At 63.3% G+C, this 26,451-nt stretch carries 26 protein-coding genes and 1 pseudogene; 10 read left to right on the top strand and 17 right to left on the bottom strand.

Annotated elements, in window-relative coordinates:
• Positions 1-5: 5 nt before the first annotated feature.
• From WF331_RS08945 to WF331_RS08925, 5 genes are all read right to left on the bottom strand, one after another.
• A complete protein-coding gene (locus WF331_RS08945) occupies positions 6-437 on the bottom strand; it encodes a hypothetical protein (RefSeq protein WP_284365322.1) in 432 nt (143 codons plus the stop codon).
• Entirely contained in the window at positions 434-1,882 is a 1,449-nt protein-coding gene (locus tag WF331_RS08940; protein WP_340622816.1) for a phosphatase PAP2/dual specificity phosphatase family protein, read from the bottom strand. Before WF331_RS08940 ends, WF331_RS08945 begins: the two co-directional genes overlap by 4 nt.
• Complete coding sequence (locus WF331_RS08935; protein ID WP_197898750.1) at positions 1,883-3,637, bottom strand: bifunctional alpha/beta hydrolase/class I SAM-dependent methyltransferase; 1,755 nt, start codon at positions 3,635-3,637, stop codon at positions 1,883-1,885.
• 31 nt (positions 3,638-3,668) lie between these two features.
• Positions 3,669-4,274, bottom strand: coding sequence for a CDP-alcohol phosphatidyltransferase family protein (locus tag WF331_RS08930; protein ID WP_016497910.1), 606 nt, complete (start codon positions 4,272-4,274; stop codon positions 3,669-3,671).
• Between the two features lie 82 nt (positions 4,275-4,356).
• Complete coding sequence (locus WF331_RS08925) at positions 4,357-5,238, bottom strand: LysR substrate-binding domain-containing protein (RefSeq protein WP_016497911.1); 882 nt, start codon at positions 5,236-5,238, stop codon at positions 4,357-4,359.
• 77 nt (positions 5,239-5,315) lie between these two features.
• Here WF331_RS08925 and WF331_RS08920 point away from each other — a divergent pair, with 77 nt between their 5' ends.
• On the top strand, positions 5,316-6,080 hold the full coding sequence (locus WF331_RS08920) for a sulfite exporter TauE/SafE family protein (protein ID WP_284360410.1): 765 nt from the start codon (positions 5,316-5,318) through the stop codon (positions 6,078-6,080).
• Here WF331_RS08920 and WF331_RS08915 read toward each other — a convergent pair.
• Positions 6,070-6,384, bottom strand: coding sequence for a putative quinol monooxygenase (locus WF331_RS08915; protein ID WP_016497913.1), 315 nt, complete (start codon positions 6,382-6,384; stop codon positions 6,070-6,072). The genes WF331_RS08920 and WF331_RS08915 overlap by 11 nt on opposite strands.
• A 163-nt stretch (positions 6,385-6,547) precedes the next feature.
• Between WF331_RS08915 and WF331_RS08910 the strand changes: the two genes are divergently transcribed.
• From WF331_RS08910 to ggt, 3 genes are all read left to right on the top strand, one after another.
• Positions 6,548-7,138: an NAD(P)H-dependent oxidoreductase gene (locus WF331_RS08910; protein ID WP_049274996.1), complete on the top strand. Its 591-nt coding sequence runs from the start codon at positions 6,548-6,550 to the stop codon at positions 7,136-7,138.
• A 30-nt stretch (positions 7,139-7,168) separates the two neighbouring features.
• A complete protein-coding gene (locus WF331_RS08905) occupies positions 7,169-8,065 on the top strand; it encodes a LysR family transcriptional regulator (protein WP_016497915.1) in 897 nt (298 codons plus the stop codon).
• Positions 8,066-8,182: 117 nt separating this feature from the next.
• Positions 8,183-9,850 carry a gamma-glutamyltransferase gene (ggt, locus tag WF331_RS08900; protein ID WP_016489113.1) on the top strand — a complete coding sequence of 556 codons (1,668 nt, stop codon included), beginning with the start codon at positions 8,183-8,185 and terminating at the stop codon, positions 9,848-9,850.
• 135 nt (positions 9,851-9,985) lie between these two features.
• On the opposite strand, the gene WF331_RS29290 is transcribed toward ggt, so the two are convergent.
• From WF331_RS29290 to ypfJ, 3 genes and pseudogenes are all read right to left on the bottom strand, one after another.
• Positions 9,986-10,699 carry a methyl-accepting chemotaxis protein gene (locus tag WF331_RS29290; RefSeq protein WP_370453623.1) on the bottom strand — a complete coding sequence of 238 codons (714 nt, stop codon included), beginning with the start codon at positions 10,697-10,699 and terminating at the stop codon, positions 9,986-9,988.
• A 141-nt stretch (positions 10,700-10,840) separates the two neighbouring features.
• Positions 10,841-11,770, bottom strand: a pseudogene (locus WF331_RS29285) (methyl-accepting chemotaxis protein); the annotation flags it as partial.
• A 308-nt stretch (positions 11,771-12,078) separates the two neighbouring features.
• Positions 12,079-12,978 carry a KPN_02809 family neutral zinc metallopeptidase gene (gene ypfJ, locus WF331_RS08890; RefSeq protein ID WP_086975285.1) on the bottom strand — a complete coding sequence of 300 codons (900 nt, stop codon included), beginning with the start codon at positions 12,976-12,978 and terminating at the stop codon, positions 12,079-12,081.
• A 200-nt stretch (positions 12,979-13,178) separates the two neighbouring features.
• Between ypfJ and pcaH the strand changes: the two genes are divergently transcribed.
• Entirely contained in the window at positions 13,179-13,898 is a 720-nt protein-coding gene (gene pcaH, locus WF331_RS08885; protein ID WP_016489110.1) for a protocatechuate 3,4-dioxygenase subunit beta, read from the top strand.
• Between the two features lie 10 nt (positions 13,899-13,908).
• Positions 13,909-14,514, top strand: coding sequence for a protocatechuate 3,4-dioxygenase subunit alpha (gene pcaG / locus WF331_RS08880; RefSeq protein WP_003251601.1), 606 nt, complete (start codon positions 13,909-13,911; stop codon positions 14,512-14,514).
• 35 nt (positions 14,515-14,549) lie between these two features.
• Here the strand turns inward: pcaG and WF331_RS08875 are convergent, their stop codons facing one another.
• From WF331_RS08875 to WF331_RS08855, 5 genes are all read right to left on the bottom strand, one after another.
• Positions 14,550-14,984 carry a cupin domain-containing protein gene (locus WF331_RS08875; RefSeq protein ID WP_340622815.1) on the bottom strand — a complete coding sequence of 145 codons (435 nt, stop codon included), beginning with the start codon at positions 14,982-14,984 and terminating at the stop codon, positions 14,550-14,552.
• 103 nt (positions 14,985-15,087) lie between these two features.
• Entirely contained in the window at positions 15,088-15,993 is a 906-nt protein-coding gene (locus WF331_RS08870) for a LysR family transcriptional regulator (protein ID WP_340622814.1), read from the bottom strand.
• 57 nt (positions 15,994-16,050) lie between these two features.
• Positions 16,051-17,136 carry a tRNA (uridine(54)-C5)-methyltransferase TrmA gene (trmA, locus tag WF331_RS08865; RefSeq protein ID WP_016497920.1) on the bottom strand — a complete coding sequence of 362 codons (1,086 nt, stop codon included), beginning with the start codon at positions 17,134-17,136 and terminating at the stop codon, positions 16,051-16,053.
• Positions 17,133-18,428 carry an NCS2 family permease gene (locus WF331_RS08860; protein ID WP_016497921.1) on the bottom strand — a complete coding sequence of 432 codons (1,296 nt, stop codon included), beginning with the start codon at positions 18,426-18,428 and terminating at the stop codon, positions 17,133-17,135. The genes trmA and WF331_RS08860 overlap by 4 nt, the downstream gene beginning before the upstream one ends.
• Positions 18,429-18,650: 222 nt before the next feature.
• Entirely contained in the window at positions 18,651-19,871 is a 1,221-nt protein-coding gene (locus WF331_RS08855) for an MFS transporter (RefSeq protein WP_016497922.1), read from the bottom strand.
• 345 nt (positions 19,872-20,216) lie between these two features.
• Between WF331_RS08855 and WF331_RS08850 the strand changes: the two genes are divergently transcribed.
• The 3 genes from WF331_RS08850 to WF331_RS08840 are packed head-to-tail and all read left to right on the top strand — an operon-like array spanning position 20,217 to position 22,829.
• Positions 20,217-21,653 (top strand): cytochrome ubiquinol oxidase subunit I, encoded by a 1,437-nt coding sequence (locus WF331_RS08850; RefSeq protein ID WP_049275004.1) that lies wholly within the window; start codon positions 20,217-20,219, stop codon positions 21,651-21,653.
• Positions 21,654-21,656: 3 nt separating this feature from the next.
• The gene (gene cydB / locus WF331_RS08845; protein ID WP_016497924.1) at positions 21,657-22,664 is read left to right on the top strand and encodes a cytochrome d ubiquinol oxidase subunit II; all 1,008 of its coding nucleotides are present in this window, start codon (positions 21,657-21,659) and stop codon (positions 22,662-22,664) included.
• A 9-nt stretch (positions 22,665-22,673) separates the two neighbouring features.
• Positions 22,674-22,829 (top strand): DUF2474 domain-containing protein, encoded by a 156-nt coding sequence (locus WF331_RS08840; RefSeq protein ID WP_016489104.1) that lies wholly within the window; start codon positions 22,674-22,676, stop codon positions 22,827-22,829.
• A gap of 88 nt (positions 22,830-22,917) precedes the next feature.
• On the opposite strand, the gene WF331_RS08835 is transcribed toward WF331_RS08840, so the two are convergent.
• Together WF331_RS08835 and WF331_RS08830 are read right to left on the bottom strand one after the other, a co-directional pair.
• The gene (locus WF331_RS08835) at positions 22,918-24,042 is read right to left on the bottom strand and encodes a methyltransferase (RefSeq protein WP_340622813.1); all 1,125 of its coding nucleotides are present in this window, start codon (positions 24,040-24,042) and stop codon (positions 22,918-22,920) included.
• Between the two features lie 95 nt (positions 24,043-24,137).
• Entirely contained in the window at positions 24,138-24,845 is a 708-nt protein-coding gene (locus tag WF331_RS08830) for an autoinducer binding domain-containing protein (RefSeq protein ID WP_041167551.1), read from the bottom strand.
• A gap of 211 nt (positions 24,846-25,056) precedes the next feature.
• On the opposite strand from WF331_RS08830, the gene WF331_RS08825 reads away from it, so the two are divergent.
• The gene (locus WF331_RS08825; RefSeq protein WP_026034600.1) at positions 25,057-25,833 is read left to right on the top strand and encodes a ferredoxin--NADP reductase; all 777 of its coding nucleotides are present in this window, start codon (positions 25,057-25,059) and stop codon (positions 25,831-25,833) included.
• A 33-nt stretch (positions 25,834-25,866) separates the two neighbouring features.
• Here WF331_RS08825 and mscL read toward each other — a convergent pair whose 3' ends face one another.
• Entirely contained in the window at positions 25,867-26,286 is a 420-nt protein-coding gene (gene mscL, locus WF331_RS08820) for a large-conductance mechanosensitive channel protein MscL (protein ID WP_016497928.1), read from the bottom strand.
• Between the last annotated feature and the right edge of the window lie 165 nt (positions 26,287-26,451).

The raw sequence follows: 26,451 nt of genomic DNA, 5'->3' as shown, positions 1-26,451 counted from the left end.
GGAGGTCATCCCTTCAAAGGCAGTGTCAGCAGGGTAGCCAAGGCCAGCGACAACTGCAGGCCCAGGCACGCTGCCTGGCGGCGCAACAGGTTCAGTGCGGCCTGGCTGCGGTCAGGCCAGGCGCGGGCGTCCGTGGCCTGCGGTTTCAGTTTCAGCTCGAACAGGGCGCGGTCCAGGGCCTGGGTGTCCGCTGCCAGGTGGTTGCTGCTGGCGAGGTGGGTGAACAGTTCGGCATCTATGGCCACGCGGATGGCCCAGTACTTGTGCATCACGCCAAGCACCAGCAGCACGCCGCACAGCAGGCTGGCCAGCGGTTGAAGTGGGGCACCCAACAAAGGTGCAAGGCCGTAGGCCAGGGCCAGCAGGGTGAGGCCGTCGGACAAGCGTTCCAGCTGTTTGCCGCGACCCAGCAGGCTGGCCACCACACGCAGGTTCATGGCAGTGCTCCAAGCTGTTGCAAGGCCAGGCGGTGTGCCGGGTGCAGAACGATGCCGGGGCGGGCTTTGCGGATCAGTGCTTCGGCCTGCTGGGCGTCGCTGCAGCGGCCGGAGAGCAGCAGCCAGGCGGCCACGGCGCTGGCGCTGCGTGAATAGCCCAGAGCACAGCAGACCAGCAAGGGGCCTTGGGCGCGCAGGCGTTCGATGGCGTTGGCGGCCTGTTGTAACAGGGCAACGTCCGGCGCTATCAGATCCAGGGTAGGGAAACACTGATACTCAAAGGCTGGCGCGACCGTTGCAGGAGCGGCCTTGTGTCGCGAAAGGGGCGCGAAGCGGCCCCCGTTCAGCTTCGCAGCAGACATTGCCGGGGCTGCTGCGCAGCCCTTTCGCGACACAAGGCCGCTCCCACAAATGTCCGCAGCAGGGCGGCTGACAGCGCAAGGCAGCTCGGCGCACAAATCCACAATCGCAGCGAATGGTGTGCTGTGCCCTGGGATCCTCCCTAGATACACGCCATCGCACACTTCATCGGCCTGTGGGTGGTGCCGGGTCCAGAGCCGCGAATTGACCCACGCTCCGACCAAATACGGTGCCAGCAGCCAGCTGGCCGCATTCGACAAGCGCCCATCGGCGCCTTTCTGAAACCCGCGTGCACCCAACACACCATAGTTCAGCGCAACCAGTGCCAGCGACACGGCCGGCCAGGCCAACCACAACCAGGCGCCGCCCGACACAACGGCAGGCACAGCGCACAAAACAGCGCCGACGGCATAATAAAACGCCACCCGCCAGCGCTTGGCATCCTGTGCCAGGCGCGCCTGTTGCCAGGGCAGTCGACCCTGACGCGGCCACAGCCACACGCAGGCAAACCCCGCCAATGCACCCGTGGGTACATCGATGAAATGATGCTGCCAGGTGGTCAGTACCGACACCCCGATCAACGCCATCCAGCCATGCATCAGCCATCGCCAGGGCTGGCGCTGCACATGCCGGGCAAACATCGTCCAGATGATCACCAGCAGCGCAATGTGCAGCGATGGCGCCTGGTTGAACGGTTTGTCGAAGCCCATCAGTACATCGAACAGCCAGCCGAACAACCCACCCAGCTCTGGCCGTTCGAAGGTGAACCGCAGCGGCCACAGCAGGAAGCAGGTGACACTGATCACCTGTGCGCTGAGCAGTGCCAGCGCGTGCCGGTCCATTTCCTGGCGTGTGCGCGGCAGCAGAAAGGACAGCCCGTAGAGCAAGTCGATCGACCAGTACGGGATGATCGTCCAGGGCCACAGCGGCATGCTGCGCTCCCAGCCGAACACCAGGCTGCCGACATCACTACGCCCGGCGGTATGGTTGTTCGCCAGCCCATAGCTGAGGAAAAACAACGGCCCCAGCAGCAGAAGCCAGAACACGCCCCGGCGGATCAGCCCTGGCTCGCGTGACGGGTTCATTCAGCGCACCCGCTGTGCCAGGCTGACGCTGAAAATCCCCCATTCATCAATGCGCTGGGCCAGCTTGCGGAAACCGGCCGCCTCTACCAACTGGTCCATTTCGGCCTGGCTGCGGCGTCGCATCACCCAGGCCTCGCCACCCCGGTGGCTGGTAAGGGCGCGGGCGATCATCTCCAGTTGCGGGTGCCACGGCTGGCCGGTGTAGACCAGATAACCGCCATCTTCCACGGCATCGGCCAGGCCGGCCAGCGAGTTGCCCACCAGCTGGTTGCTGGGGAACAGTTCGTAGAGCCCCGAGACCACCGCCAGGGTCGGCGGTTGCTCCAGCGTGGCCAGGCTCTGGCGGTCGAAGGCATCGCCCTGGACGAAGCGGGCGATGTCGGCCAGGCCCTTCTCGGTGATCAGCGCGCTACCTTGCTGCACGTTAAGCTCGCTGTAGTCGCGCAGCAGGATCGAGTCCGGCAACTGCTCAAGGTCTTGCAGTGCTTCGAGGATGTAGCGGCCATGGCCGGCGGCGATGTCGACAATGTGCACGGGCCGCTGTTGTTCGCGCAGCCGGGCGATGGCCAGGCGCAGCAGTTCCTCGACGTGCAGCTTGCGCTGGCGAATGCCACGCCAGCCGATGGCGTCGAGGTAGTTCTGGTCGACCAGGCGGCCCAGCTTGCCCTTGCCGGTTGGTTGGTTGCGGTACACGTAGTCGAGCGTGCTGCCCGAATCGAAGCCGGTGTCGAAGCCCAGTTTCACCCCCGCAGACAACCCCTTGCCCAGGCTAAGCCCGGCGCGGGTGGCGCGCCAGTAAAGGTCACGCGGCGAGTGGCGCGGCAACGGTGCGGCCAGGCTTTCGGCTTCGGCGCAACTGGCGCCCGTCTTGTCGGCATCAAGCAGTGACGGCAGGGCGGCGGGGCTGGCGAAGCAGTGCTCTACGAACCGTTCGATCCGCTTCAGGGCATGGGCCCGGTCACGCTCACCGAGGGTGTCGTGGAAGAAGCCCGGCAGGATGTGCATTTCCTTGCGCGTGCAGCCCAGCCGTTCGAAAAAGCGCTCCTGCGGCTGGCGCTCGACCACGAAGTCGGCCCCGGATACCAGCAATTGGGTGGGTACCTGAATGGCCTGGGCATCCGCCACTACCCGGTCAGCGGCTTCGTACAGGCCCAGCAGCATGGTCACCGAAATTGGCCGGCTGATCAGCGGGTCGGCCACGTACGACATCACCCGCTCGGGGTCGTGAGTGAGCAGGCGTGGCTTGACGTAGCTGTTGACGAAGAAGTTGCCGCGCAAGGCCTTGAGCAGCTTCAGGCCAGGGCGGGCGAATGGCACGTACAGCTTGACCTTGAACGCGGGCGAGGCCAGCACCAGGCAGCGTACCTTGGGCGCGTAGTCGTGGGCCCAGGTGGCAATCAGCACCGCGCCGACGCTTTGCGCCAGCACCACCAGGTCGTGCTCGGCGATGCCGTGATGGGCCTGGATATGTTCGATGAAGGTCTGCACGTCGCGCACGCTGGTGGCAAACCCCGGACTGTCCCCGCGTGCGCCTGGCGACTGGCCATGGCCGCGGGCATCCCAGGCGAAGAAATCATAGCCCGGCATGTCCAGTTCATCGGCCAGGTGGGCCATGCGCCCGCCGTGTTCATGGCCGCGGTGGAACATCACCACGGCCCGGCGTGGCTGGTGCTCGTTGCGGGTGGCAGGCCAATGACGGTAGTGCAACTCGACACCGTCATGGGTGGAGAAGTGCAGCGCTTGCGCTTGGCGCATTATCAACGTCCTTTTTGCGGCGGCTTTGGGCTCAGCGGGTTTCGGCCAGCCCCTGGCGAACCCGGTTGTAGAGGGTATAGAGCGAGAGCGCGAGGATGACCAGCAGCAGGCCATTGATCCAGCTGCCGTTCAGCAGGCCAAAGGCGACCCCGGTGCCCAGCACGCCGAAGGCAAAGGCCCGGTCGCTTTTGCCCATGGGGCCGTCGTAACGGCGCGAGGCGCCAGCCAGCGGGCCCATGACGCCGGCGTATTCGCTGAAAGTGGCACACAGCACCACCAGCACCACCAGCACCGGAGAAACCCCGGCCAGCAGGGCGAAGGGCAGGTACAGGGCAGCGTCGGCGATCACGTCGCAGAGTTCGTTGAGGTAGGCGCCGAGGGTAGATTGCTGGCCGAACTCCCTGGCCAACATGCCGTCGACGGCGTTCAGTGCCATGCGCAGCAGCATCCACACCGGTATCAGGATGAACAGCCAGGTGACGTGGGGCAGGGCGGCCAATAACAAGCCCAGCAGGACCGACACCACGGCGGCGGCGACGGTAACCTGGTTGGCGGTGACACCGCGGTCGTAAAGGCGCTGGACTGCTGGGCGCAGCAGGGCCTGGAAGCGCGGTTTGAGCTGGTAGATCGATGCCACTGGAAAATCCTTTTTCGTGGTGCGATGGGGGATTGTGTGCGACCGGCCGAAAAAATGCACCCACTGTGCAGGAACTGACGCTTCAACGGGTGAGGGTGGTCACCAATGCTGCGGCATAGCCCGGCAACGCCGCAAAGTCCCGCGCGCACACCAGCAACTTGCGGTTGGCCCACGCCTCCTCCAGCGCCACCCAGTGCAACGGCAGCACGCCTTGCCAGCGCTTCACGGCTGCCAGCGGTACCACCCCGACCCCGGCCCCGCCTGCAACCATGCGGATTACCCCATCGAAACCCTCGGCCCGCACCCGCACACGCATACGGCGCCCCTCACGCAGGGCCTGTTCTTCCAGGTACAACGCCAACGCGCTACTGGCACCCAGCCCGACATGGCCATGCACCAGGCTGTCGATGAAACTGGGCGCGACCGCGCTGGCCAGCGGGTGGCCCAAGGGCGTCACCAGTACCAGCGGGTCGTCGCGAAACGGCCGGGTTTGCAGGTGTTCGTTGGGCGCTGCGGTCGAAACGATGCCAAGGTCCGCCATGCCCTGGGTAATCGCCTGCACGATGCGCAGGCTCGGCAGCTCCTGTACATCTACGCTGACCCCGGGATGTGCAGCCAGGTAGCTGGCCAGCAGTTCTGGCAGGTACTCCGTGAGTGCTGCTGTGTTGCACAGCAGGCGTACCTGGCCCTGCTGCCCTTGTGCGTACTGGCCCAGATCAAACTGCAAGCGCTCGACCTGCTGCGCTATCAGGCGTGCATGCTGCAGCAGTGCCTGACCCGCCGGTGTCGGCTGCACGCCACGGCGGTTGCGCTGCAGCAACGGGATACCCAGCGATGCCTCCATGGCGCGGATGCGTGCGCTGGCTGCCGGCAGTGACAGGTGGCTGCGGCTGGCGCCGGCAGTGATGTTGCCGCACTCCAGGGTGTGCTGGAACAGCTTGAGGTCGATCAGGTCGAAATGCATGTGGCTCTGTCTTTACAAGAGTCTGGCTGAGTATATGGCAGATTTTCCCGCTGGCCGGAAACCGCCATCATCAGCCCATGACTACTTTTCTAGCTTTCTACCAGGACATTGGCCCAGCCCTTTCGCTGCTGGTAGTGCTTACCTTCCTGCTGGCCGGCGCGGTCAAGGGGGTGATCGGCCTGGGCCTGCCGACCATCGCCATGGGCCTGCTGGGGCTGGCTATGCCGCCGGCGCAGGCAGCTGCACTGCTGATCGTGCCGTCGACCCTCACCAACCTTTGGCAACTGGCCAGCGGCGGGCACCTGCGGGCGTTGCTGGTGCGGCTGGGGCCGATGCTGGCGCTGATCTTCATTGGCACCTTGCTGGGCAGTGCCTGGCTGGGGATCGACAGTGGCCCATGGGCCATCCACGCGTTGGGTGCGGCTTTGCTGGTGTATGCGTTGTACGGGCTGGTCGGCCCGGGCTTGCACCTGGCGCCGGCGCACGAGCGTTGGCTTGGGCCGGTCTGCGGGCTGTTGACGGGGGTGGTCACGGCGGCAACCGGGGTTTTCGTGATACCTGCTGTGCCCTACCTGCAAAGCCTGGGCCTGAGCCGTGAACAGATGATCCAGGCCCTGGGCCTGTCGTTCACGGTGTCGACCTTGGCGCTGGCCGTTGGCCTGGCCGGGCAGGATGCCCTTGGTGGCCAGGCGTTGGGGGCTTCGCTGCTGATGTTGGCGCCCGCCTTGCTCGGCATGCTGGCCGGGCAGTGGTTGCGTCAGCGCATCAGCGCGCTGCTGTTCAAACGTTGCTTCTTCATCGGCCTGGCCGCCCTGGGCGGCCACTTGCTGATCAACGGCTAGCGCTTGATGCGCTGAGCATGTCGACCCGCTGGATATCGAAATCGCGCTCCAGGTAGTCCATGCGCTTTTCAAAAAACGCCTTCATGTGCGGCAAGGCCGAGTGCACATCCAGCGCGGCCTGGTCGGCCCACACTTCAAAGAACACGAACAGGCTCGGGTCCTGCTGGTCGCGCAGCATGTGGTACTCGATGCAGCCCGGCTCCTGGCGGCTGGGCTCGACGAAGGGGCGGAACAGGGTTTCGAACGCATCAGCCATTTCCGGGCGGGTCTTGGCTTTGAGGATAAAGGCGAACTGCTCACTCATGGGGCGCTACTCGGTGATGGGTGGTGAGTCGATTCTACGGCAATAATACTTTGCTCATTCGTGACTTCCGGTCAATTGTATTTTGCCCAGTCACCCCTGTATCCCGCCCCCGCGAGCCTCTAACCTGCCGGCATCAAATTTTGACGCGGCCCGGGAGGCCAGCATGAAAAAGATCCTTCTGCTCAATGGTGGTAAACAGTTCGCTCACTCCGAAGGCCGCCTCAACGCGACCTTGCACGAAGCTGCAATCGCTCACCTGGACCGCGCGGGCTTCGATGTGCAGCAAACCTTTATCGACGGCGGCTACGACGTGCAGGCCGAGGTTGAGAAGTTTCTCTGGGCCGATGTGATCGTCTACCAGATGCCGGGCTGGTGGATGGGCGCACCCTGGACCGTGAAAAAGTACATCGACGAAGTCTTTACCGCTGGCCATGGCAGCCTTTATGCCAACGATGGCCGTACCCGTTCGGATCATTCGCAGAAGTACGGCAGCGGTGGCCTGTTGCACGGCAAGCAGTACATGCTGTCGCTGACCTGGAATGCGCCGCAGCAGGCGTTCGATGACCCGAGTGATTTCTTCGAAGGCAAGGGTGTGGATGCCGTGTACTTCCCGTTCCACAAGGCTAACCAGTTCCTTGGCATGACCGGCCTGCCGACTTACCTGGCGGTGGATGTGATGAAGCGCCCGGATGTGCCGGCGGCATTGGCGGCCTACGAAGCACATCTGGACAAGGTGTTCGGCAAGGCGATCTAATCCAGGCAGGTACCCATCACAGGCGCGAATGTGAAAACCCGATCCGAAGAACTCCAGGTATTCGTCGCCGTCATCGACTGCGGCTCGATTTCTGCCGCTGCCGAGCAGATGGGGCAGACCCCGTCCGCCGTCAGCCGCACCTTGTCGCGCCTGGAGGGCAAGCTGGGTACCACTCTTGTCAACCGTACCACCCGGCGCATGGACCTCACCGAAGAGGGCCGCTACTTCCTTGAGCGCTCACGGCTGATCCTGGAGCAGATGGACGAGATGGAAGAGCGCCTGTCGATGAACCACCAGACGCCCACCGGGCGCCTTCGCATCAACGCCGCTGCGCCGTTCATGCTGCATGCCATCCTGCCGTGGATCGGTGAGTTCCGTCGCGAGTACCCGGGCATCGAGCTGGAACTGAACACCGATGACCTGATCATCGACTTGCTGGAGCAAAGCACCGATGTGGCGATCCGCATCGGCGAACTGGCCGATTCCAGCCTGCACGCGCGCAACCTGGGTTGCAGCCCGGTGCAGGTACTGGCCAGCCCGGCCTACCTGGCGCAGCACGGCACGCCGCAGCGGGTCGAGGACCTGGCCAACCACTGCCTGCTCGGCTTCAGCCAGCCCGAATCGCTCAACCATTGGCCGCTGCGCCACGCCCAGGGTGACCGCTTCAGCATCCGCCCGGCACTGATCGCCTCCAGTGGCGAGACCCTGCGCCAGCTGGCACTGGCCGGCGAGGGCATCGTCAGCCTGTCGCACTTCATGACCCATGAGGACATCCGCGCCGGGCGCCTGCAAGTGGTCCTGGCCGCGGCCAACAATGGCTACCGCCAGCCGATCCACGCGGTGTACTACCGCAATACCCAGCTGGCGCTGCGTATCCAGTGCTTCCTTGATTTCATCCAGCGCAAGCTGGCGATGTACGCTTGCTGAGTTGCCTGAACGCGACAGATCCTGTCCACAGGCGGCGAAATTTCCTATGGTTGATTGCACAGTCGAAACGCTTCGGCCTTACTGACTGCTCAACAAAAACAACACCAAGGAAGTGTCATGCGTATCGTCCCGTTCCAGTACCTGGCTCTCGCAGCCGCGATCCTGAGCTGTTCCTCGGTTTATGCCGCCACGCTGGAGGGCGGCGCAGTGGCTGCGCCCGATCAATATGGTGCACAGGTAGCCGCCGATATTCTGAAAAAGGGCGGCAACGCGGTAGACGCCGCCGTGGCAACCGCCTTCACCCTGGCTGTGACCTACCCGGAGGCCGGTAACATCGGCGGTGGTGGGTTCATGACCCTGTTCGTCGACGGCAAGCCCTACTTCCTGGACTACCGCGAGGTCGCGCCGAAGGCTGCCACGCGCAACATGTACCTGGACGACAAGGGCGAGGTCATCGAAAACCTCAGCCTGGTCGGGGTACGCGCCGCGGGTGTGCCTGGCACGGTGATGGGCCTGTGGGAGGCGCACCAGAAGTTCGGCAAGCTGCCGTGGAGCGAGCTGCTGACCCCGGCCATCGGCTATGCGAAAAACGGCTTCAAAGTGGCGGAAAAGCAGTACCAGTACCGCAACGATGCCCAGGGCATGTTCAAGACTGCGACCAACTTCAATGACTACTTCGGCAACATGAAGGTCGGCGAGCTGTTCAAGCAGCCAGAAATGGCCCAGACCCTGGAACGCATCGCCGACAAGGGCGTGAGCGAGTTCTACCAGGGCAAGACTGCCGACCTGCTGGTGGCGCAGATGCAGGCTGACAAGGGCCTGATCACCAAGGATGACTTGAAAGATTACAAAGCCGTATGGCGTGAGCCGATGGCGGTGAGCTGGCGTGGTAACGTGGTCTACACCGCACCACCGCCAAGCTCTGGCGGCGTCGCCCTGGCCCAGTTGCTGGGCATCAAGGAAGACCGCGCGGCGGACTTCAAGGGGGTGGCGCACAACTCGGCGCAGTACATCCACCTGCTGGCCGAAATCGAGAAGCGCGTATTCGCCGACCGTGCCGACTACCTGGGCGACCCGGCCTTCACCAAGGTGCCGGTGGACCAACTGGTGGCCAAGGACTATCTGGCCAAGCGCGCCGCGCAGGTCAACCCGAAAGCCATTTCCGACACCGACAAGGTCAAGCCGGGCCTTGAGCCGCATCAGACCACGCATTTCTCGATCGTCGACAAGCAGGGCAACGCGGTCAGTAACACCTACACCCTCAACCTCGATTACGGCAGTGGCGTGGTGGTGAAGGGCGCAGGCTTCCTGCTCAACGACGAGATGGACGACTTCAGCGCCAAGCCCGGCGCTGCCAATGCCTTTGGCGTAGTCGGTGGCGATGCCAACGCAATCGAGCCGGGCAAGCGCATGCTGTCCTCGATGAGCCCCAGCTTGATGACCCGTGATGGCAAGGTGGAGCTGGTCATCGGTACCCCGGGCGGTTCGCGGATCTTCACCTCGATCTTTCAGGTGATGAACAACCTGTACGACTACGGTATGCCGCTGGACAAGGCGGTGGCGGCACAGCGCGTGCACCATCAGTTGCTGCCCAAGGACACTATCTACTTTGACAGCTATGCACCCCTGACCGGGCCGGTGGCGGATGAGCTGAAGAAGATGGGCTACGTGCTTGAGGACCAAGGCTGGGAGATGGGCGATATCCAGGCGATCCGGGTGGATGGGGCGAAGCTTGAGACCGCTTCCGATCCGCGTGGGCGTGGGGTGGGGATGATCGTCAAGTAAGCGGACACCTGTACCGGCCCTATCGCCGGCAAGCCAGCTCCCACAGGGACGCCGATGCCCACGAGGCCTGTGCGGTCGCTGTGGGAGCCTGGCCTGCCGGCGATAGGGCCGCAAAGCGGCCCCGGGTTACCCAGGTCAGACGCGGAACTGGCTGACCAGCGTCTGCAACTGCCCACCCAACCGCGCCAGCTCAACGCTGGCCGACGCCGTCTCGTCACTGGCCGCCGCCGTTTGCTCGGACACATCACGCACATTCAGGATGCTGCGGCTGATCTCTTCCGCCACTGCACTCTGTTGCTCCGCCGCCGCAGCAATCTGCTGGTTCATCGACTGGATGCTCGACACCGTGCTGGTGATGTTCTCCAGCGAGGCCCCGGCCTTACGTGCCAGTTCGACGCTGCTGTCGGTCAAGGTACGGCTGCCCTGCATGGCGTTCGCTACTTGCTGGGTACCATCCTGCAGGCTGGCAATCAGCGCTTCGATTTCTTCGGTGGACTTCTGCGTGCGCTGGGCCAGGCCGCGCACTTCGTCGGCGACCACGGCAAAACCACGACCGGCCTCGCCAGCACGTGCCGCCTCGATCGCCGCATTGAGCGCCAGCAGGTTGGTCTGTTCGGCCACCGACTTGATCACGTCCATCACGCTACCGATCTTCTGGCTTTCCTGCTGCAGCATGTTCATGGCTTCGGTGGAGCGGTGCATGTCCTCGGCCAGGCGCTCGATCTGGCCAATCGCCTCGCCTACCACTCGGTCGCCGGCGCGGGCTTCGTCGTCGGCACCGGTGGCGGCATGCGAGGCCTGCTCGGCATTGCGCGCCACTTCCTGAACGGTTGCGGCCATTTCGTGCATGGCGGTGGCCACCTGGTCGGTCTCGACCTTCTGGCTGTTGGCGCCAGCACTGGTCTGTTCGGTCACTGCCGACAGCTCTTCGGCGGCGCTGGCAATCTGGGTGACGCCATCGCGGATGCCGCTGATCAGCTCGCGCAGCGTGGTGCCCATGCGCGCGATGCCTTGCTGCAGCACGCCCAGTTCGTCGCGGCGGGTGATGCGCGCATGCTGGGTGAGGTCGCCGCTGGCGATCTTTTCTACCGCTACCAGGGTTTCACGCAGTGGGCCGGTGATCTGGCGGGTGATCATTACTGCTGCCAGTACGCCGACCAGCAGTGCCAGCAGGGTAGCGATGGCCTGCAGGGTGCGGGCCTGGGTGCTTTCGATGTCGCGGCGTTCCAGCTGGATCTGGTACAGCGCATCGCTGCGCTTGACGATATCGGCGCCCTGCACGGTCATTTCGGCGCGTGAGGTGGTGATGTTGGCGACCGCGTCGCGGAACTGGCGCACGGCATCACGGTAGGCCAGTACCGAGCTTTCGAACTGTTGCAGGCGGGCGTCTTCGGCGGGCAGCCGGCGCTTGAGGTTGTCGATATCGGCTAGCGCTGCATCCAGCTGGCGCAGGGCGGCCTGCTCGTTGGCGGCACTGTTGTCGGCAATGTAGCCGCGTACGTCGATGCGCACCTGCAGCAGTTGCTGGCGGGCCTTGCTGATCAGCTGGTACTGGGCCAGGCGCACGCTGTCGGCCTCTGGGCGCGCCATGACTTCCTGGCTGAGGGCGTCCATGGCCTGGTCGGCGCGGGTGGCCGAACCGTCCATGGCAACGCGCGCAGCGCGGGTGGCGTCGTAGCCTTGGCGCATCTTGTTCAGCGACACCTTGTAGGCGCTGATGGTTGCGCCCAGCTCATTCAGCAGCTTGACGTTGTCCGGGCTTTTGAAGGTGCTGGCCAGGTAGGCCTGCTGCTTGCTGAAGGCATCCAGCTTGGTCTGGGTGTTGGCGGCGGCAGCATCGTCGCCGTTGGCGATCATGTACTGCAGACGCGCGATGCGCAGGTCGGTCAGGTCTTTGTTGAGCTGGCCGATGTCACCCATCCAGTTGCTGCGGTCGATCAGGCTGCCCAGGCTGGTCCAGCCGGTCAGGGCCAGCAGGCCGGTGAGGATCAGCACCAGGCCGAAGCCCAGTCCAAGTTTGAGGTTGACGCTGATGTTAGCGAACCAGCTGTTCATGCACGCTCTCCAGAAGTAGTTTTCGCTCTCTTGATCTTCGATCGCAAGGCGTTGTTGTTCTGGCTGCCCGCTGATTCGTGCAGGGGTTATCGGCAATGATCAGGGAAGCTGAAACGCTTTTTCAGCAGATTTGTAACTGGATAATCAGGGGCTGCAAAGGAGCCCCTGCAGTTTCAGAGGCTGCGTGCGCTGAAGGTATCGCAGCTGTTCACCTCACCTTGGGCAAACCCGGCCTTGAACCAGCGCACTCGCTGTGCCGAGGTGCCATGGGTGAACGAGTCCGGCACCACGCGCCCGCGGCCTTGCTGCTGCAGGCGGTCATCGCCAATGGCGTTGGCGGCGTTCAGCGCTTCCTCGACGTCACCCGGTTCCAGCCAGTTCAGGCGCTTTTGCGCCTGGTAGGCCCACACGCCGGCCAGGCAGTCGGCCTGAAGTTCCTGGCGCACCAACAGGCCGTTGTCGCCCTCCATGCGCTGGCCGTTGCGGCGTGCGGCATCGACCTTGGCCGAAACTCCCAGCAGGGTCTGTACGTGGTGGCCGATTTCGTGGGCGATCACGTAGGCCTGGGCGAAGTCGCCCGCCGCAGCGAAGCGGGTTTCCATTTCGCGGAAGAACGACATGTCCAGGTACACCCGTTGGTCAGCCGGGCAGTAGAACGGCCCCACCGCCGCCGAAGCAAAGCCACAGGCCGAATTGACCTGGCCACTGAACAGCACCAGCTTGGGGTCGCGGTATTGCTTGCCGGCTTCGGCAAACAGCGCTTTCCAGGTGTCCTCGGTATCGCCCAGCACCGAGGCAACGAACTCCGCCTGCTGGTCGTTGGCCGGTGGCGCCTTGGCGCCTGTGCCACTGGGTGCCGTTTGCTGTTGCTGCTGTTCCATCTGGCCGGTGAGCTGGCCAAGAATCTGCAACGGGTCCTGCCCGGTGAGCCAGCCGATGCCAACGATCAGCAGAATCGCCCCGAGCCCCAGCCCTTTGCCGCCGCCGAAACGCATGCCACCGCCGCCGCCACTGCCACCTTCGCCTCGGGCATCGACCACGTTGTCGCTGCGTCGGCCTTTTCGCCATTCCATGAATGCTCTCCGGAGCGTGAAACAAGAAGACAAAGATTAGTCCACGACGGCGGCAGGCGTCAGGCCAAAGTGTTAACCCATAACCATTTGGTTATGTATAAGGTGGTCGATTTCAATATTCATCGCGCGCGACCTGCCGGAAACTGTAAGTCCGCCTGCCACGCCCAGGCGTTCACATAATTCCAAGAGAGGAAACCGGCATGCCCGCACAGGACAACAGCCGCTTCGTGATCCGTGATCGCAACTGGCACCCCAAAGCCCTTACGCCTGACTACAAAACGTCCATTGCCCGCTCGCCGCGTCAGGCACTGGTCAGCATTCCACAGTCGATCAGCGAAACCACTGGTCCGAACTTCTCCCACCTGGGCTTTGGCGCCCACGACCATGACCTGTTGCTGAACTTCAACAACGGTGGCCTGCCAATCGGCGAGCGCATCATCGTTGCCGGCCGCGTGGTCGACCAGTACGGCAAGCCTGTGCCGAACACCCTGGTGGAGATGTGGCAAGCCAACGCCGGTGGCCGCTATCGGCACAAGAACGACCGTTACCTGGCACCGCTGGACCCGAACTTTGGTGGTGTCGGCCGTTGCCTGACCGACAGTGACGGCTATTACAGCTTCCGCACCATCAAGCCGGGCCCGTACCCATGGCGCAACGGCCCGAACGACTGGCGCCCGGCGCACATCCACTTCGGCATCAGCGGCCCGTCGATTGCCACCAAGCTGATCACCCAGCTGTATTTCGAGGGTGACCCGCTGATCCCGATGTGCCCGATCGTCAAGTCGATCGCCAATCCTGAAGCTGTACAGCAGTTGATCGCCAAGCTCGACATGAGCAACGCCAACCCGATGGACTGCCTGGCCTACCGCTTTGACATCGTGCTGCGCGGCCAGCGCAAGACCCACTTCGAAAACTGCTGAGGAACCCGCCATGCCAATCGAACTGCTGCCGGAAACCCCTTCGCAGACCGCCGGCCCCTACGTGCACATCGGCCTGGCCCTGGAAGCGGCCGGCAACCCGACCCGCGATCAGGAAATCTGGAACCGCCTGGCCAAGCCAGACGCGCCAGGCGAGCACATCCTGCTGCTCGGCCAGGTCTATGACGGTAACGGCCACCTGGTGCGCGACTCGTTCCTGGAAGTGTGGCAGGCCGACGCCAATGGCGAGTACCAGGATGCCTACAACCTGGAAAACGCCTTCAACAGCTTTGGCCGCACCGCTACCACCTTCGATGCCGGTGAATGGACCCTGCACACGGTCAAGCCGGGTGTGGTGAACAACGCGGCTGGTGTACCGATGGCGCCGCACATCAACATCAGCCTGTTTGCCCGTGGTATCAACATCCACCTGCACACGCGCCTGTATTTCGATGACGAAGCCCAGGCCAACGCCAAGTGCCCGGTGCTCAACCTGATCGAGCAGCCACAGCGGCGTGAAACCTTGATTGCCAAGCGTTGCGAAGTGGACGGGAAGACGGCGTATCGCTTTGATATCCGTATCCAGGGGGAAGGCGAGACGGTGTTCTTCGACTTCTGATGGAAACCCGGGGCCGCACAGCGGCCCCGGGGCTATCAGCCGTTCACAGGCTTCAGGTCAAACGCATCGGCCTGGTACTGGAACAGCAGGCAATCGGCCGCCGCAGTGCATCCGCTTTCATGCACCAGGTCGGCCGGCAGCCTGTAGTAGGACCCGGCTGAAAACTCGGTGCGTGTGCCATCGATTACCGCGTAGAAAGTACCCTTCAGCACCACGGTCGGCAGTGCCTGGCTGTGCTGGTGCAGGCCGTTGTCGGTCCCTTTCCTGAATTTCACATAGGCCGAGTAAGGCCCCTTGCCGAAAATGTCCCCCTCAACGTTGGCGTAGCTGACTGCGCCGTTGGTGTTGGGTACGTCCTGCCACTTCAATGCTGCGCTATCGGGTACTGACACGGTTTTTTCTGCTGCGTTGATGCCAACGGCCAGGGTGGCGAGCGCCACGCCCGCAATGATTGCCTGCAATGCCTTCATGGTGGTGTTCCTTCGTTGAGTGACAGTGCAACGAAGCCTAACCAAACACTTTCTGCACAAATACGGGTCTCGGTGCGCATGACTTGTTCATAATTTGCACAGATCAGGCCTGCCACCTCGGCTGCGCGTAGTAGGTTTGCGCATAATCCAGCAACGCTCGCACTTTGGGCGCCAGGTAGCGGCTTTGGGGGTACACCGCATACAGGTTGCGTGGGGGCAGTTTCCAGTCTTGGAGCACCGGCACCAGGCGCCCGTCCAGCAAGGCGTCATGCACGATAAAACGATCAAAGCTGGCAATGCCCAGCCCGCCAATGGCAGCAGCGCGCAGGGCCATCGGCGAGTTGGCGCTTAGGCGCCGGGGCATCAGGATATCGCGCTGTTCACCCTCTGGGTTGGTCAGAGACAGACGCTGTGGTTGAGGCAGGTTGCTGTAGCCGAGCAGGGGATGATCAACCAGTGTGTCGAGGGAAGTTGGCGTGCCGTGGCGTTCCAGGTAGCGAGGTGCCGCCACCAGTAGCACCTCGCTGTGGGCCAGCAGGCGAGCTACCAGGCTGGAGTCGGGCAGATGATTGGTAATCCGAAGGCAGACATCGATTTGCTCTTCCAGCAGGTCGATGAAGCGATCGCTGCAATTGAGCTCGACCTGCAGCTGTGGGTGGCGCTCGACGAAGTCCGGTAGCCAGCGCCCCAGTTCAAGTTCGCCGAACGCAGTTGCCACGCCCAGGCGCAGGGTACCCGTGGGTTGCTGCTGATGCTCTGAAAGCTCCAGGGTCATTGCCTGCATCTGTTCGAGGATCTGCACGCAGTGGCGGTAGAAGAGTGTTCCTGCTTCGGTCAGGTGCAGGCGGCGGGTGGTGCGGGTGAGCAGTTGCGCGCCCAGCTGGCGTTCCAGCTGTTTCACCTGGCGTGACAGCACGGTGTGGGACAGGCCTGCCTGACTGGCGGCGGCACTGAAGCTGCCGAGGTCGACGACCCGGCGAAAGGCCTGCATGGCGTTCAACTGGTCCATCGGTACAGCTCTCCTGAAGCGCCCGGTGGAGCCTTTCAGGCCCCACCGGGTAGCGGATCAGCGCCGGACCAGCAACACGCCGCTTTCCATGTGATGGGTATACGGGAACTGGTCGAACAGCGCGCAGCGTTCGATACGGTGGGTATCTTGCAGCTGGGCGATGTTCTGCGCCAGTGTCTCGGGGTTGCAGGAGATGTACAGGATCCGCTCGAAACGCCGGGTCAGCTCGCAGGTGTCAGGGTCCATCCCCGCGCGCGGCGGGTCGACAAACACCGTGCCGAAGTCGTAGCTTTTCAGGTCGATGCCTTCCAGGCGACGGAACGGCCGCACCTCATTCAGCGCCTGGGTCAGCTCTTCGGCCGACAAGCGTACCAGGCGCACGTTATCCACAGCGTTCTCGTCGAGGTTGCTGAGCGCGGCATTGACCGAGGTCTTGCTGATTTCGGTCGCCAGCACCTGGCGCACGCGGGTGGCCAGCGGCAGGGTGAAGTTGCCGTTGCCGCAGTACAGCTCCAGCAAGTCGTCCTGGCGCTCGCCAATGGCCTCGAAGGCCCAGCTCAGCATCTTCTGGTTCACCGCGCCGTTGGGCTGGGTGAACGCGCCTTCCGGCTGGCGATAGCTAAACACACGGCCAGCCACGTCGAGTTTTTCAACCGCGTAGTCGCGGCCGATCACCAGGCGCTTGCCCTTGGAGCGGCCGATCACGCTCACGCCCAGCGCTTCAGCCAGTTGCCGCGCTTCTGCTTCCCAGGCCTCGTCCAGCGGGCGGTGGTAGCACATTGTGATCATCGCATCGCCGGCCAGGGTGGTGAGGAACTCCACCTGGAACAGGCGGTTGCCCAGTTCCTCGCTGGCCTGCCATGCCGCCTTCAGGCGCGGCATCAGTGCATTGATGCGCTGGCTGGCGATGGGGAAATCCTCGATCAGGATCGCCTTGTGCTTGTCGCCCGGGGCAAACATGGCGTAGTGGCGCTGGCCATCCTCGCGCCACAGGCGGAACTCGGCGCGCAGGCGGTAGTGCTCGCGCGGCGAGTCGAAAACAGCCGGTTCCGGCGCGCCAAATGGCGCCAGCAGCTCGCGCAGCCGGGCCACCTTGGCGTCCAGCTGGGTGGCGTAGGAGGAGGGGTCGAAAGCAGCACTCATGCGTTGAACCAGCCCAGCTTGATGACGAACAGGATGGAAAGGATCACCAGGGCCGGGTTCAGGTCGCGGTGGCGGCCGGAGATCAGCTTGACGGCGGTCCAGGAAATGAAGCCGAAGGCGATGCCGTTGGCGATCGAGTAGGTCAGCGGCATGGCCAGGGCGGTCACCACCACAGGTGCGGCTTCGGTGACGTCGTCCCAGTTTATTTCTGCCAGGCCAGAGGCCATCAGCACGGCGACGAACAGCAGCGCCGGCGCGGTGGCGAACGCCGGCACGCTACCGGCCAGGGGGGCGAAGAACAGCGCCAGCAGGAACAGCACGGCAACCACGATGGCAGTCAGGCCGGTGCGGCCACCGGCGCTCACGCCCGCAGCGGACTCGATGTAGCTGGTGGTGGTCGAGGTGCCCAGCAGGGAACCGGCCATGGCGGCGGTGCTGTCGGCGATCAGGGCGCGGCCCATCTTCGGCATGTGGCCGTCCTTGCCCATCAGGCCGGCGCGCTTGGCCACGGCGATCAGGGTGCCGGAGTTGTCGAACAGGTCGACGAACAGGAACGCGAAGATCACGCTGATCAGGCCTACATCGAGGGCTCCGGCGATGTCCAGTTGCAGGAAGGTAGGTGCCAGCGAAGGTGGCATCGACACGATACCGCCGAACGGCGTGACGCCCATCGCGATCGACGCGACGGTGACGGCGAGGATGCCGATCAACACCGCGCCGCGCACCTTCAGCGACTCAAGGCCGACGATCAGGAAGAAGCCCAGGGTGGCGAGAATCACCGACGGCTGCTTGAGGTCGCCCATGCCCACCAAGGTGGCCGGGTTATCAACGACGATGCCGGCGTTATGCAGGGCGATCAATGCCAGGAACAGACCGATGCCGGCGGCAATAGCCGAACGCAGCGGCAGCGGGATGCTGTTCACGATCCATTCGCGGATGCGGAAGATCGACAACAGGAAGAACATCACCGCCGACAGGAACACCGCGCCCAGCGCCACTTGCCAGGTGTGGCCCATGTGCAGCACCACGGTGTAGGTGAAGAACGCGTTCAGGCCCATACCCGGCGCCAGGGCGATCGGGTAGTTGGCAATCAGGCCCATGGTCGCAGAGCCGATGGCCGCTGCCAGGCAGGTGGCGACGAAGATCGCGCCCTTGTCCATGCCGGTCTCGCCGAGGATGCTCGGGTTGACGAACAGGATGTAGGCCATGGCCAGGAAGGTGGTGACGCCCGCGAGAATCTCGGTGCGCACGTTGGTGTTGTGTGCTCTTAGTTGAAACAGCCTTTCCAGCATGCCCGCTCCCCAAGGCGCCCCCGGCGCCATGAATGTATCGACCCCATCAGCAAAGCACAGACCGTACCGGTTGCCGTGGTTTTGTGTGGGGAGGAAAAAAGCCGCGCATCATACCAGCATGCTTGGCAGGGGCCTATGGCCGTTGGGGAATGGGTTTCCATAGCCGGTACCGGCCCTGTGGCAGCGGGCTTGTCCCGCGAAGAGGCCGGCACAGGCAACTGATCAACCGTTATGCAACCGGTCCCGCTTGGCCAGTGTCGGGAACATTTTTATCCACAGCCCCGTCACCACCAGTGTGCCCACCCCGCCCATCACCACCGCCGGCACTGTGCCAAACCAGTGCGCCGTCACCCCCGATTCGAACTCGCCGAGCTGGTTCGAGGCACCAATGAACAAGCCGTTGACCGCGCTCACGCGCCCGCGCATTTCGTCCGGGGTTTCCAGTTGCACGAACGAACTGCGAATGACCATGCTGATCATGTCCGCCGCGCCCAGCACCACCAGTACCGCCAGCGAGAACCAGAACGAGGTCGACAGGCCGAAGGCGATGGTGGCCACGCCGAACACGCCGACTGCGGTGAACATGGTTCGCCCGACGTTGCGCTCGAACGGGAAGCGTGCCAGCCAGAGCGACATGGCTAACGCCCCCACCGCTGGCGCCGAGCGCAGCAGGCCCAGGCCCAGTGGGCCGGTCAGCAGGATGTCCTTGGCGAACACCGGCAGCAGCGCGGTGGCCCCACCCAGCAGTACGGCGAACAGGTCCAGCGAAATGGCGCCGAGGATGTCGGGACGACTGCGAATGAAGCGGATGCCGGCCAGCAGCGATTCGATGCTGGCACGCCCGCGCTGCACCACCTGGCCGCGCGCCTGCAGGCTCAGGGTGAGCACGCAGGCGATGGCATACAGGGCCACGGTGGGACCATACACCCAGAGGCTGCCAAAGGCATACAGGAAGCCGCCCACCGCCGGCGCCACGATGGTTGCCGACTGGGTAGCCGACGCCGAGGCCGCCACCGCCCGCGGGAACAGCCCGGGCGGCACCACGTTAGGTAACAGCGCCTGGGTCGCCGGCATTTCGAACGAACGCGTGGCGCCCAGCAGGAAGGCGAGGGCGAAGATCAGCTCGCGGGTGACGTTGTCGGTGGCGCTGCCCACCGCCAGCGCCAGGGCGATCAGCCCCTGCAGGCTCTGGCACAGGGCGGCAACCTTGCGCCGGTCATAGCGGTCGGCCACATGCCCGGTGTGCAGCATGAACAGCACTCGCGGGGCGAACTCGACCAGGCCGACCAGGCCCAGGTCCAGCACATTGCCGGTCAACTGGTAGAGGTGCCAGCCAATGGCCACGGTGAGCATCTGGAAGCCACTGGCGGTGAATACACGGGCCAGCCAGAAGGCCAGGAAGGGGCGGTGGTGACGCAACAACTGCGGTGCGGAATCGGACATCGGAAACCAGGGGCCTCGGCGCAGTAGAGGGGGGCGCAGCGTATCACCTGTTTGTAACAAGCGGTTACTGTTTGCCCGGATCTGCACTTTTTCACGCGTTATGAAAGAGGGTGGGGCAACCGGTCACGCGGCAAACAGCCACACGGCCCGCCGGTCTATTCGGGACTATGCTTCCTAGCATTCGTTGATCTGGGTCAATCGTTCCAGATTCAACGAATTGGCCCTCTGGGCCGGAATCCCTGCGATCGAACAGAACAATTCCAACGCGCCGTACTCGACCAAGTGGGGGCAGTGGGCGACTGGGGCCACAAGCCCGGACGCCGGATTATCTGAAGAGGAAGCACCATGTTCGGAATAGAGGCCTTAGAGCTCGCCCGAATGCAGTTTGCCTTTACCGTTTCGTTCCACATCCTGTTCCCGGCCATCACCATTGGCCTGGCGAGCTACCTGGCAGTCCTCGAAGGCCTCTGGCTGCGGACCCACCAGCAGGTCTACCGTGACCTCTATCATTTCTGGTCAAAGATATTTGCCGTCAACTTCGGCATGGGCGTGGTCTCGGGCCTGGTCATGGCCTACCAGTTCGGTACCAACTGGAGCCGCTTCTCCGACTTTGCTGGCGCCGTCACCGGCCCGCTGCTCACCTACGAAGTACTCACTGCCTTCTTCCTTGAAGCCGGTTTCCTCGGCGTCATGCTGTTCGGCTGGAACCGTGTCGGCCGCGGCCTGCACTTCTTCTCCACGGTGATGGTGGCAATCGGTACGCTGGTTTCCACGTTCTGGATCCTGGCCTCCAACAGCTGGATGCAGACCCCACAAGGCCACGAAATCATCGATGGCCGGGTGGTGCCGGTGGACTGGTTTGCGGTGGTGTTCAACCCATCGTTCCCCTACCGGCTGATGCACATGGCCACGGCCGCGTTCGTTTCCACGGCGTTCTTCGTTGGCGCCTCGGCGGCCTGGCACCTGCTGCGCGGGCGTGACAACCCGGCGGTACGCAAGATGCTGTCGATGGCCATGTGGATGGCGTTGATCGTTGCCCCGATCCAGGCGGTGATCGGCGACTTCCACGGCCTCAATACGCTCAAGCACCAGCCGGTGAAAATCGCGGCAATCGAAGGCCACTGGGAGAATGTGCCTGGCGAGCCGACGCCGCTGATCCTGTTCGGTATCCCCGACATGAAGGCCGAGACTACGCGCTTCAAGGTCGAGATCCCGGCGCTCGGCAGCCTGATCCTGACTCACAGCCTGGACAAGCAGGTGCCGGCGATGAAGGAATTCCCGCCTGAGGACCGGCCTAACTCGACCATTGTCTTCTGGTCGTTCCGAATCATGGTCGGGCTGGGCTTGCTGATGATCTTCGTTGGCCTTTGGAGCCTCTGGCTGCGCAAGCGCGGCACGCTCTACACCTCGCGCCCGTTCCTGTATGTGGCGCTATGGATGGGGCCTTCGGGGCTGATTGCGTTGCTGGCCGGCTGGTTCACCACCGAGATCGGCCGCCAGCCCTGGGTGGTGTATGGCCTGATGCGCACGGCGGACGGTGTGTCCAACCACAGCTACGCCCAGCTTGGTTTCACCTTGGTGGCTTTCGTGGTGGTGTACTTCGCCCTGTTCGGTACCGGCCTTGGCTACATGATGCGCCTGGTGCGCAAAGGGCCGCAGACCGGCGAAGGCGACGAGCACACACCGGGCGGCCCTGGCCAGAAACGCACGCCGGCGCGGCCATTGTCTGCCGCCGATGATGGCCATGAGGCCAAAACTGCCAGCCTGAGCAAGGAGGACTGAGCCATGGGTATCGACCTTCCGCTGATCTGGGCCGTGATCATCATCTTCGGCGTCATGATGTACGTGGTGATGGACGGGTTCGACCTGGGGATCGGCATGCTGTTCCCCTTCGTCAAGGGCGAGCAGGACCGTGATGTAATGATGAACACCGTCGCCCCGGTGTGGGACGGCAACGAAACCTGGCTGATCCTGGGTGGTGCCGGGCTGTTCGGGGCGTTCCCTATGGCCTATGCCGTGGTACTCGAAGCCCTGTACCTGCCACTGATCCTGATGCTGATGGGCTTGATCTTCCGCGGCGTGGCCTTCGAGTTCCGCTTCAAGGCCACGGCCGACAAGCGGCATATCTGGGACAAGGCGTTCATCGGCGGCTCCCTGGTCGCCACCTTCTTCCAGGGCGTGGCCCTGGGTGCCTTCCTCGAGGGCTTCAAAGTGGTCGACCGTCATTTTGCCGGTGGTACCCTTGACTGGCTCACCCCGTTCAGCCTGTTCTGTGGCGTGGGGTTGATCGTTGCCTACACCCTGTTGGGGTGCACCTGGCTGATCATGAAGACCGAAGGGCCGCTGCAACAAAAGATGCATGACCTGGCCCGGCCTCTGGCGCTGGTACTGCTGGTAGTAATCGGTATCGTCAGCCTGTGGACGCCGATCGCTTATCCACAGATCGCCGACCGCTGGTTCAGCATGCCTAACCTGATCTGGTTCATGCCGGTGCCGCTGCTGGTAGTGGTGACCTTCTACGGGCTGCTCAAGGCAGTGGCGCGCAATGCGAACTACACGCCGTTCCTGCTCACCTTGGTGCTGATCTTCCTCGGCTACAGCGGCCTGGGCATCAGCCTGTGGCCGAACATCATCCCGCCGTCGATTTCGATCTGGGATGCCGCAGCGCCACCGCAAAGCCAGGGCTTCATGCTGGTGGGCACACTGTTCATCCTGCCGTTCATCCTCATGTACACCTTCTGGAGCTACTACGTGTTCCGCGGCAAGGTGACCCATGAAGACGGCTATCACTAGGAGGGCCGCATGATGACCGGCAAACATGGCCTGGAAGAGAAGAAACCGCTGTGGCAGCGACTGGGTTGGCTGGTGCTGATCTGGGCAATGAGCGTTGCGGCCCTGGGGGTGGCAGCATGGGTGATGCGGCTTTTCATGGGGGCTGCGGGCCTTACCACCCATTGAATAAGCCAGCTCCCACAGGTTGGCTACTGCCCTTGGGCAACGCTGAACCTGTGGGAGCTGGCTTGCCGGCGATAGGGCCGGTACAGGCTTACTTGCGGGCTTTCAGGATGACGAACTTGGGCGTGGCCGCCACTTGCGCCACGCCCCGGAACAACCGCGCCAGCTTGCTGTGATAGCCCAGGTGCCGGTTACCCACGATGTACAACGCCCCACCTACCACCAACGCCTCACGCGCCTGCTGGAACATGCGCCAGGCGAGAAAATCGCCCACCACCTGCTGCTGGTGGAACGGCGGGTTGCACAGCACCACATCGAGCGACTGCTTCTCCACCCCTGCCAACCCATCAGCCGCGACAAAAGTCGCCGGGCGCTCGCCCAGCGCGGCTTGCCAGTTATCCTGCGCTGATTGCACCGCCATGTACGATTCGTCGACCAGCGTGTACTGGGCATCCGGGTTGGTCAGGGCGCTGGCAACGGCCAGCACGCCATTGCCGCAGCCCAGGTCTGCCACCCTCGCGTTGCCCAGGTCGCGTGGCAAATGCGGCAGGAATGCCCGGGTGCCGATATCCAGGCCTTCACGGCAAAACACGTTGGCGTGGTTGACCAGCTCCAGTGCTGGCGCGTCGAGGCGGTAGCGGCTCGGGTAGGGCGAGCGGGCTACCGGCCGTTCGGCGAGCGTTGCGGTCAGCAGACGGGCCTTTTTCTGGGCCAGCGAGGCCTGCACCGGGCCAATGTACTTTTCCATCAGGTCGCCGGCTGCGTGTGGCAAGTGCTTGATCATCGCCCCGGCAATCACTTGCGCGCCAGGCGCCAGGTGGCCCTGCAGGCGGATCAGTTGTTCTTCAAGCAAGGCCAGGGTCTTGGGCACGCGCACCAGCACCCGGTCGAACGGGCCTTGCCAGCGTTCGCTGGCCGGTACGAAGGGCACGCTGTCGAACGGCAAGCCGTTGCGCGCCAGGTTCTTTTCCAGGGCCAGGTGCGCCAGGTGCGAATCGCCGCTGCTGACCACCTGCAGCCGGCCTGCCAGGCTGGCCGCCAAGGCACCGAAGCTGTCATTGAGCACCAGCACCCGGCAGTTGGCGTCGGGCGCCTGTGCGTGCAACTGCGCAAGCAGGTACTCGTCGGCGGCATCGAAAGCCTGCAACGGGTCGTTGGCCTGTTCCGGCTGGCGGATCAGGTCGAGTTCGGCGTAGGGGGTGGTCAACAGGGGCATGGCGTCTGGCTCGGGTATAAACTGCCCGATGCGGTTCGCCCCGGGCTTTGCCGGGCAATTCTACAGGGCTTTGCCCAAGGTCGCAGGTTTGAAGGTCAGATCCAGCCACGCAGGGCGGCGATGGCGATGGCGCCGGCCTTGTTGGCGGCGTTGGTCTTGGTGATGACGCTGCGAATGTGGAAGTTCACCGTGCTCTGCGACAGTGAGAGAATGCAGGCCACGTCGGCTGCGGTCTTGCCGGCGGCCGACCATTTCAGCACTTCCAGTTCACGCTCGCTCATTTTCGGTTGCGATGGGCACAGTGCATTCAGGTGGTGTTCGCCGAGTACCGCATGCAGGGTATGGCACAGCCACTGCACGCTGCCGGCCTTGCCGTAAAGCTCGACAATGTCGATCTTTTCGGCTGGCCTGGCCACGCTGATCTGGCTCTCGTTGTGCTGCAGGTCGTGCAGTGATTGCGTCCAGCCATGGCGCAAGCCGTACAGGCAGGCCGCTTCGCGAAACTGCGGGGCTTCACGATACAGTTCGTCGGTCCACAGCACCGGCATGGTCGAGCTATGGCTGACGTTTGCGGCCGGGTCCTGCTTGTAGAACTCATCGCGCTGGTAGCGCTCGATCCACTCAGCCGGATAGTTGCTGTAGAGGTACACCCTGGGTGTCTGAGTGGCGATCTGGATGCGCATGTTCAAGCCGAGGTATTCCATGCCCAGGTCTTGTGCCAGATGGACCGCGATGTCGAACAGCTTCCGTGGGCTGCGCTCGTTGACGAACGCCTGAAGGTGTTCGGGATTCCAGTGAAGCATCTGAAACTCCTCGGGGTGTCGGATCCAATCCATTTGAGTACCGGGGTCATTGTAGGAAAAGACCTACCATGGCGTTGGGAATATTTTGTTATAGCGATCAGGTTTCTCTGCAACTTCGGCACGATCACCCTTGATGAGGCCCTACAAAGCAGTGGTTTTTATCCGGGCCACTTTGCGCGACACTGTGCGCACGTCAAACCTGGAGCCCGATATGACCGCTAGCGCCGAAAAGTTCACCCGCCAGACCCTGCTCGATGTTCAGCCGCTCACGCCGAACCTCTTCAGCCTGCGGGTTACGCGCGATGCAGGGTTCCGCTTTCGTTCCGGCCAGTTCGCCCGCCTGGGCGTGACCAAGGCCGATGGCAGCGTGGTGTGGCGCGCCTACTCCATGGTCAGCGCACCGCATGACGAGCACCTCGACTTCTTCTCCATCGTGGTGCCAGGCGGCGAGTTCACCAGTGAGCTGAGCCGCCTGGGGGCGGGTGATACCTTGCTGATCGACCGCCAGGCTTTTGGCTTCCTTACCCTTGACCGCTTCGTGGGTGGCCGCGACCTGTGGCTGCTGGCGACCGGCACCGGAATTGCGCCATTCATGTCGATCCTGCAGGACTTCGAGGCCTGGGAGCGTTTCGACAGCATCAAGCTGGTGTATTCGGTGCGCGAAGCGAAAGAGCTGGCCTACGTGGATGAAATCGCCGGGCTGGAGCAGCGCGATTACCTGGCTGAGTACGCCGGCAAGTTGCAGTTCATTCCGGTGGTGACCCGTGAGCAGCACCCGGGGGCACTGAATGAGCGCATTACCACGCTGATCGAGAATGGCGAGCTTGAGAAGGCAGCAGGGCTGGAGCTGTCGCCGGAACATTCGCGGGTGATGCTGTGCGGCAACCCGGAGATGATCGACGAGACGCGCAAGGTGCTGAAGGCGCGTGACCTGCAACTGAGCCTGAGCAAGCGGCCGGGGCAGGTGGCTGTGGAAAACTACTGGTAATGCTGTTGGGGGCGCACAGCGCCCCCGGCAACCTCAAGGCAGCCGATTCTGGTTTTGCGTCTTGAGCAAATCGCGAATCTCGGTCAATAGGGTTTCTTCAGCCGAAGGCACTGGCGGCACAGTCGGTGCCACAGCTTCTTCGCGCTTGAGCCTGTTGATTGCCTTCACCCCCATGAAGATGGCAAAGGCAACGATCAAGAAGTCGATCACGGTCTGGATGAACTTGCCATAGGCCAGCACCACTGCCGGAATGTCACCTTCGGCAGCCTTCAGGGTAATGGCCAGGTCGCTGAAGTCCACCCCACCGATCAACAGACCCAGTGGCGGCATGACCACGTCTCCGACGAAGGACGAGACGATCTTGCCGAAGGCTGCGCCGATGATGATACCGACCGCCATGTCGACGACATTGCCTTTGACCGCGAAGGCCTTGAACTCACTGATCATGCCCATGTTTGGTTCCTTGTAACAAAAGGTAAGGTTAACGCAGTGTAAGCCACTTAAACGCTTCATGCGTCGTGTTCAGGGGTAGTGACTGCGGTTAGAACGAATAGTTTTGTCGCATCCCGAAGCGTTCGAGACACGTCCGGCTCGGCTATCATGGCGGTTTTTTCCAGG

The organism is Pseudomonas sp. YNh (genome assembly GCF_037993085.1).
GTDB lineage: Bacteria > Pseudomonadota > Gammaproteobacteria > Pseudomonadales > Pseudomonadaceae > Aquipseudomonas > Aquipseudomonas putida.
The sequence above is the reverse complement of the archived record's forward strand: the minus strand, read 5'-3'. Positions and strand labels throughout refer to the sequence as shown.

Coding starts and splice junctions, on each gene's coding strand:
- WF331_RS08945 (WP_284365322.1), bottom strand. CDS start 437: ATGAACCTGCGTGTGGTGGCCAGCCTGCTGGGTCGCGGCAAACAGCTG.
- WF331_RS08940 (WP_340622816.1), bottom strand. CDS start 1,882: ATGAACCCGTCACGCGAGCCAGGGCTGATCCGCCGGGGCGTGTTCTGG.
- WF331_RS08935 (WP_197898750.1), bottom strand. CDS start 3,637: ATGCGCCAAGCGCAAGCGCTGCACTTCTCCACCCATGACGGTGTCGAG.
- WF331_RS08925 (WP_016497911.1), bottom strand. CDS start 5,238: ATGCATTTCGACCTGATCGACCTCAAGCTGTTCCAGCACACCCTGGAG.
- WF331_RS08920 (WP_284360410.1), top strand. CDS start 5,316: ATGACTACTTTTCTAGCTTTCTACCAGGACATTGGCCCAGCCCTTTCG.
- WF331_RS08915 (WP_016497913.1), bottom strand. CDS start 6,384: ATGAGTGAGCAGTTCGCCTTTATCCTCAAAGCCAAGACCCGCCCGGAA.
- WF331_RS08910 (WP_049274996.1), top strand. CDS start 6,548: ATGAAAAAGATCCTTCTGCTCAATGGTGGTAAACAGTTCGCTCACTCC.
- ggt (WP_016489113.1), top strand. CDS start 8,183: ATGCGTATCGTCCCGTTCCAGTACCTGGCTCTCGCAGCCGCGATCCTG.
- WF331_RS29290 (WP_370453623.1), bottom strand. CDS start 10,699: ATGCACGAAATGGCCGCAACCGTTCAGGAAGTGGCGCGCAATGCCGAG.
- ypfJ (WP_086975285.1), bottom strand. CDS start 12,978: ATGGAATGGCGAAAAGGCCGACGCAGCGACAACGTGGTCGATGCCCGA.
- pcaH (WP_016489110.1), top strand. CDS start 13,179: ATGCCCGCACAGGACAACAGCCGCTTCGTGATCCGTGATCGCAACTGG.
- pcaG (WP_003251601.1), top strand. CDS start 13,909: ATGCCAATCGAACTGCTGCCGGAAACCCCTTCGCAGACCGCCGGCCCC.
- WF331_RS08875 (WP_340622815.1), bottom strand. CDS start 14,984: ATGAAGGCATTGCAGGCAATCATTGCGGGCGTGGCGCTCGCCACCCTG.
- WF331_RS08870 (WP_340622814.1), bottom strand. CDS start 15,993: ATGGACCAGTTGAACGCCATGCAGGCCTTTCGCCGGGTCGTCGACCTC.
- trmA (WP_016497920.1), bottom strand. CDS start 17,136: ATGAGTGCTGCTTTCGACCCCTCCTCCTACGCCACCCAGCTGGACGCC.
- WF331_RS08860 (WP_016497921.1), bottom strand. CDS start 18,428: ATGCTGGAAAGGCTGTTTCAACTAAGAGCACACAACACCAACGTGCGC.
- WF331_RS08855 (WP_016497922.1), bottom strand. CDS start 19,871: ATGTCCGATTCCGCACCGCAGTTGTTGCGTCACCACCGCCCCTTCCTG.
- WF331_RS08850 (WP_049275004.1), top strand. CDS start 20,217: ATGTTCGGAATAGAGGCCTTAGAGCTCGCCCGAATGCAGTTTGCCTTT.
- cydB (WP_016497924.1), top strand. CDS start 21,657: ATGGGTATCGACCTTCCGCTGATCTGGGCCGTGATCATCATCTTCGGC.
- WF331_RS08840 (WP_016489104.1), top strand. CDS start 22,674: ATGATGACCGGCAAACATGGCCTGGAAGAGAAGAAACCGCTGTGGCAG.
- WF331_RS08835 (WP_340622813.1), bottom strand. CDS start 24,042: ATGCCCCTGTTGACCACCCCCTACGCCGAACTCGACCTGATCCGCCAG.
- WF331_RS08830 (WP_041167551.1), bottom strand. CDS start 24,845: ATGCTTCACTGGAATCCCGAACACCTTCAGGCGTTCGTCAACGAGCGC.
- WF331_RS08825 (WP_026034600.1), top strand. CDS start 25,057: ATGACCGCTAGCGCCGAAAAGTTCACCCGCCAGACCCTGCTCGATGTT.
- mscL (WP_016497928.1), bottom strand. CDS start 26,286: ATGGGCATGATCAGTGAGTTCAAGGCCTTCGCGGTCAAAGGCAATGTC.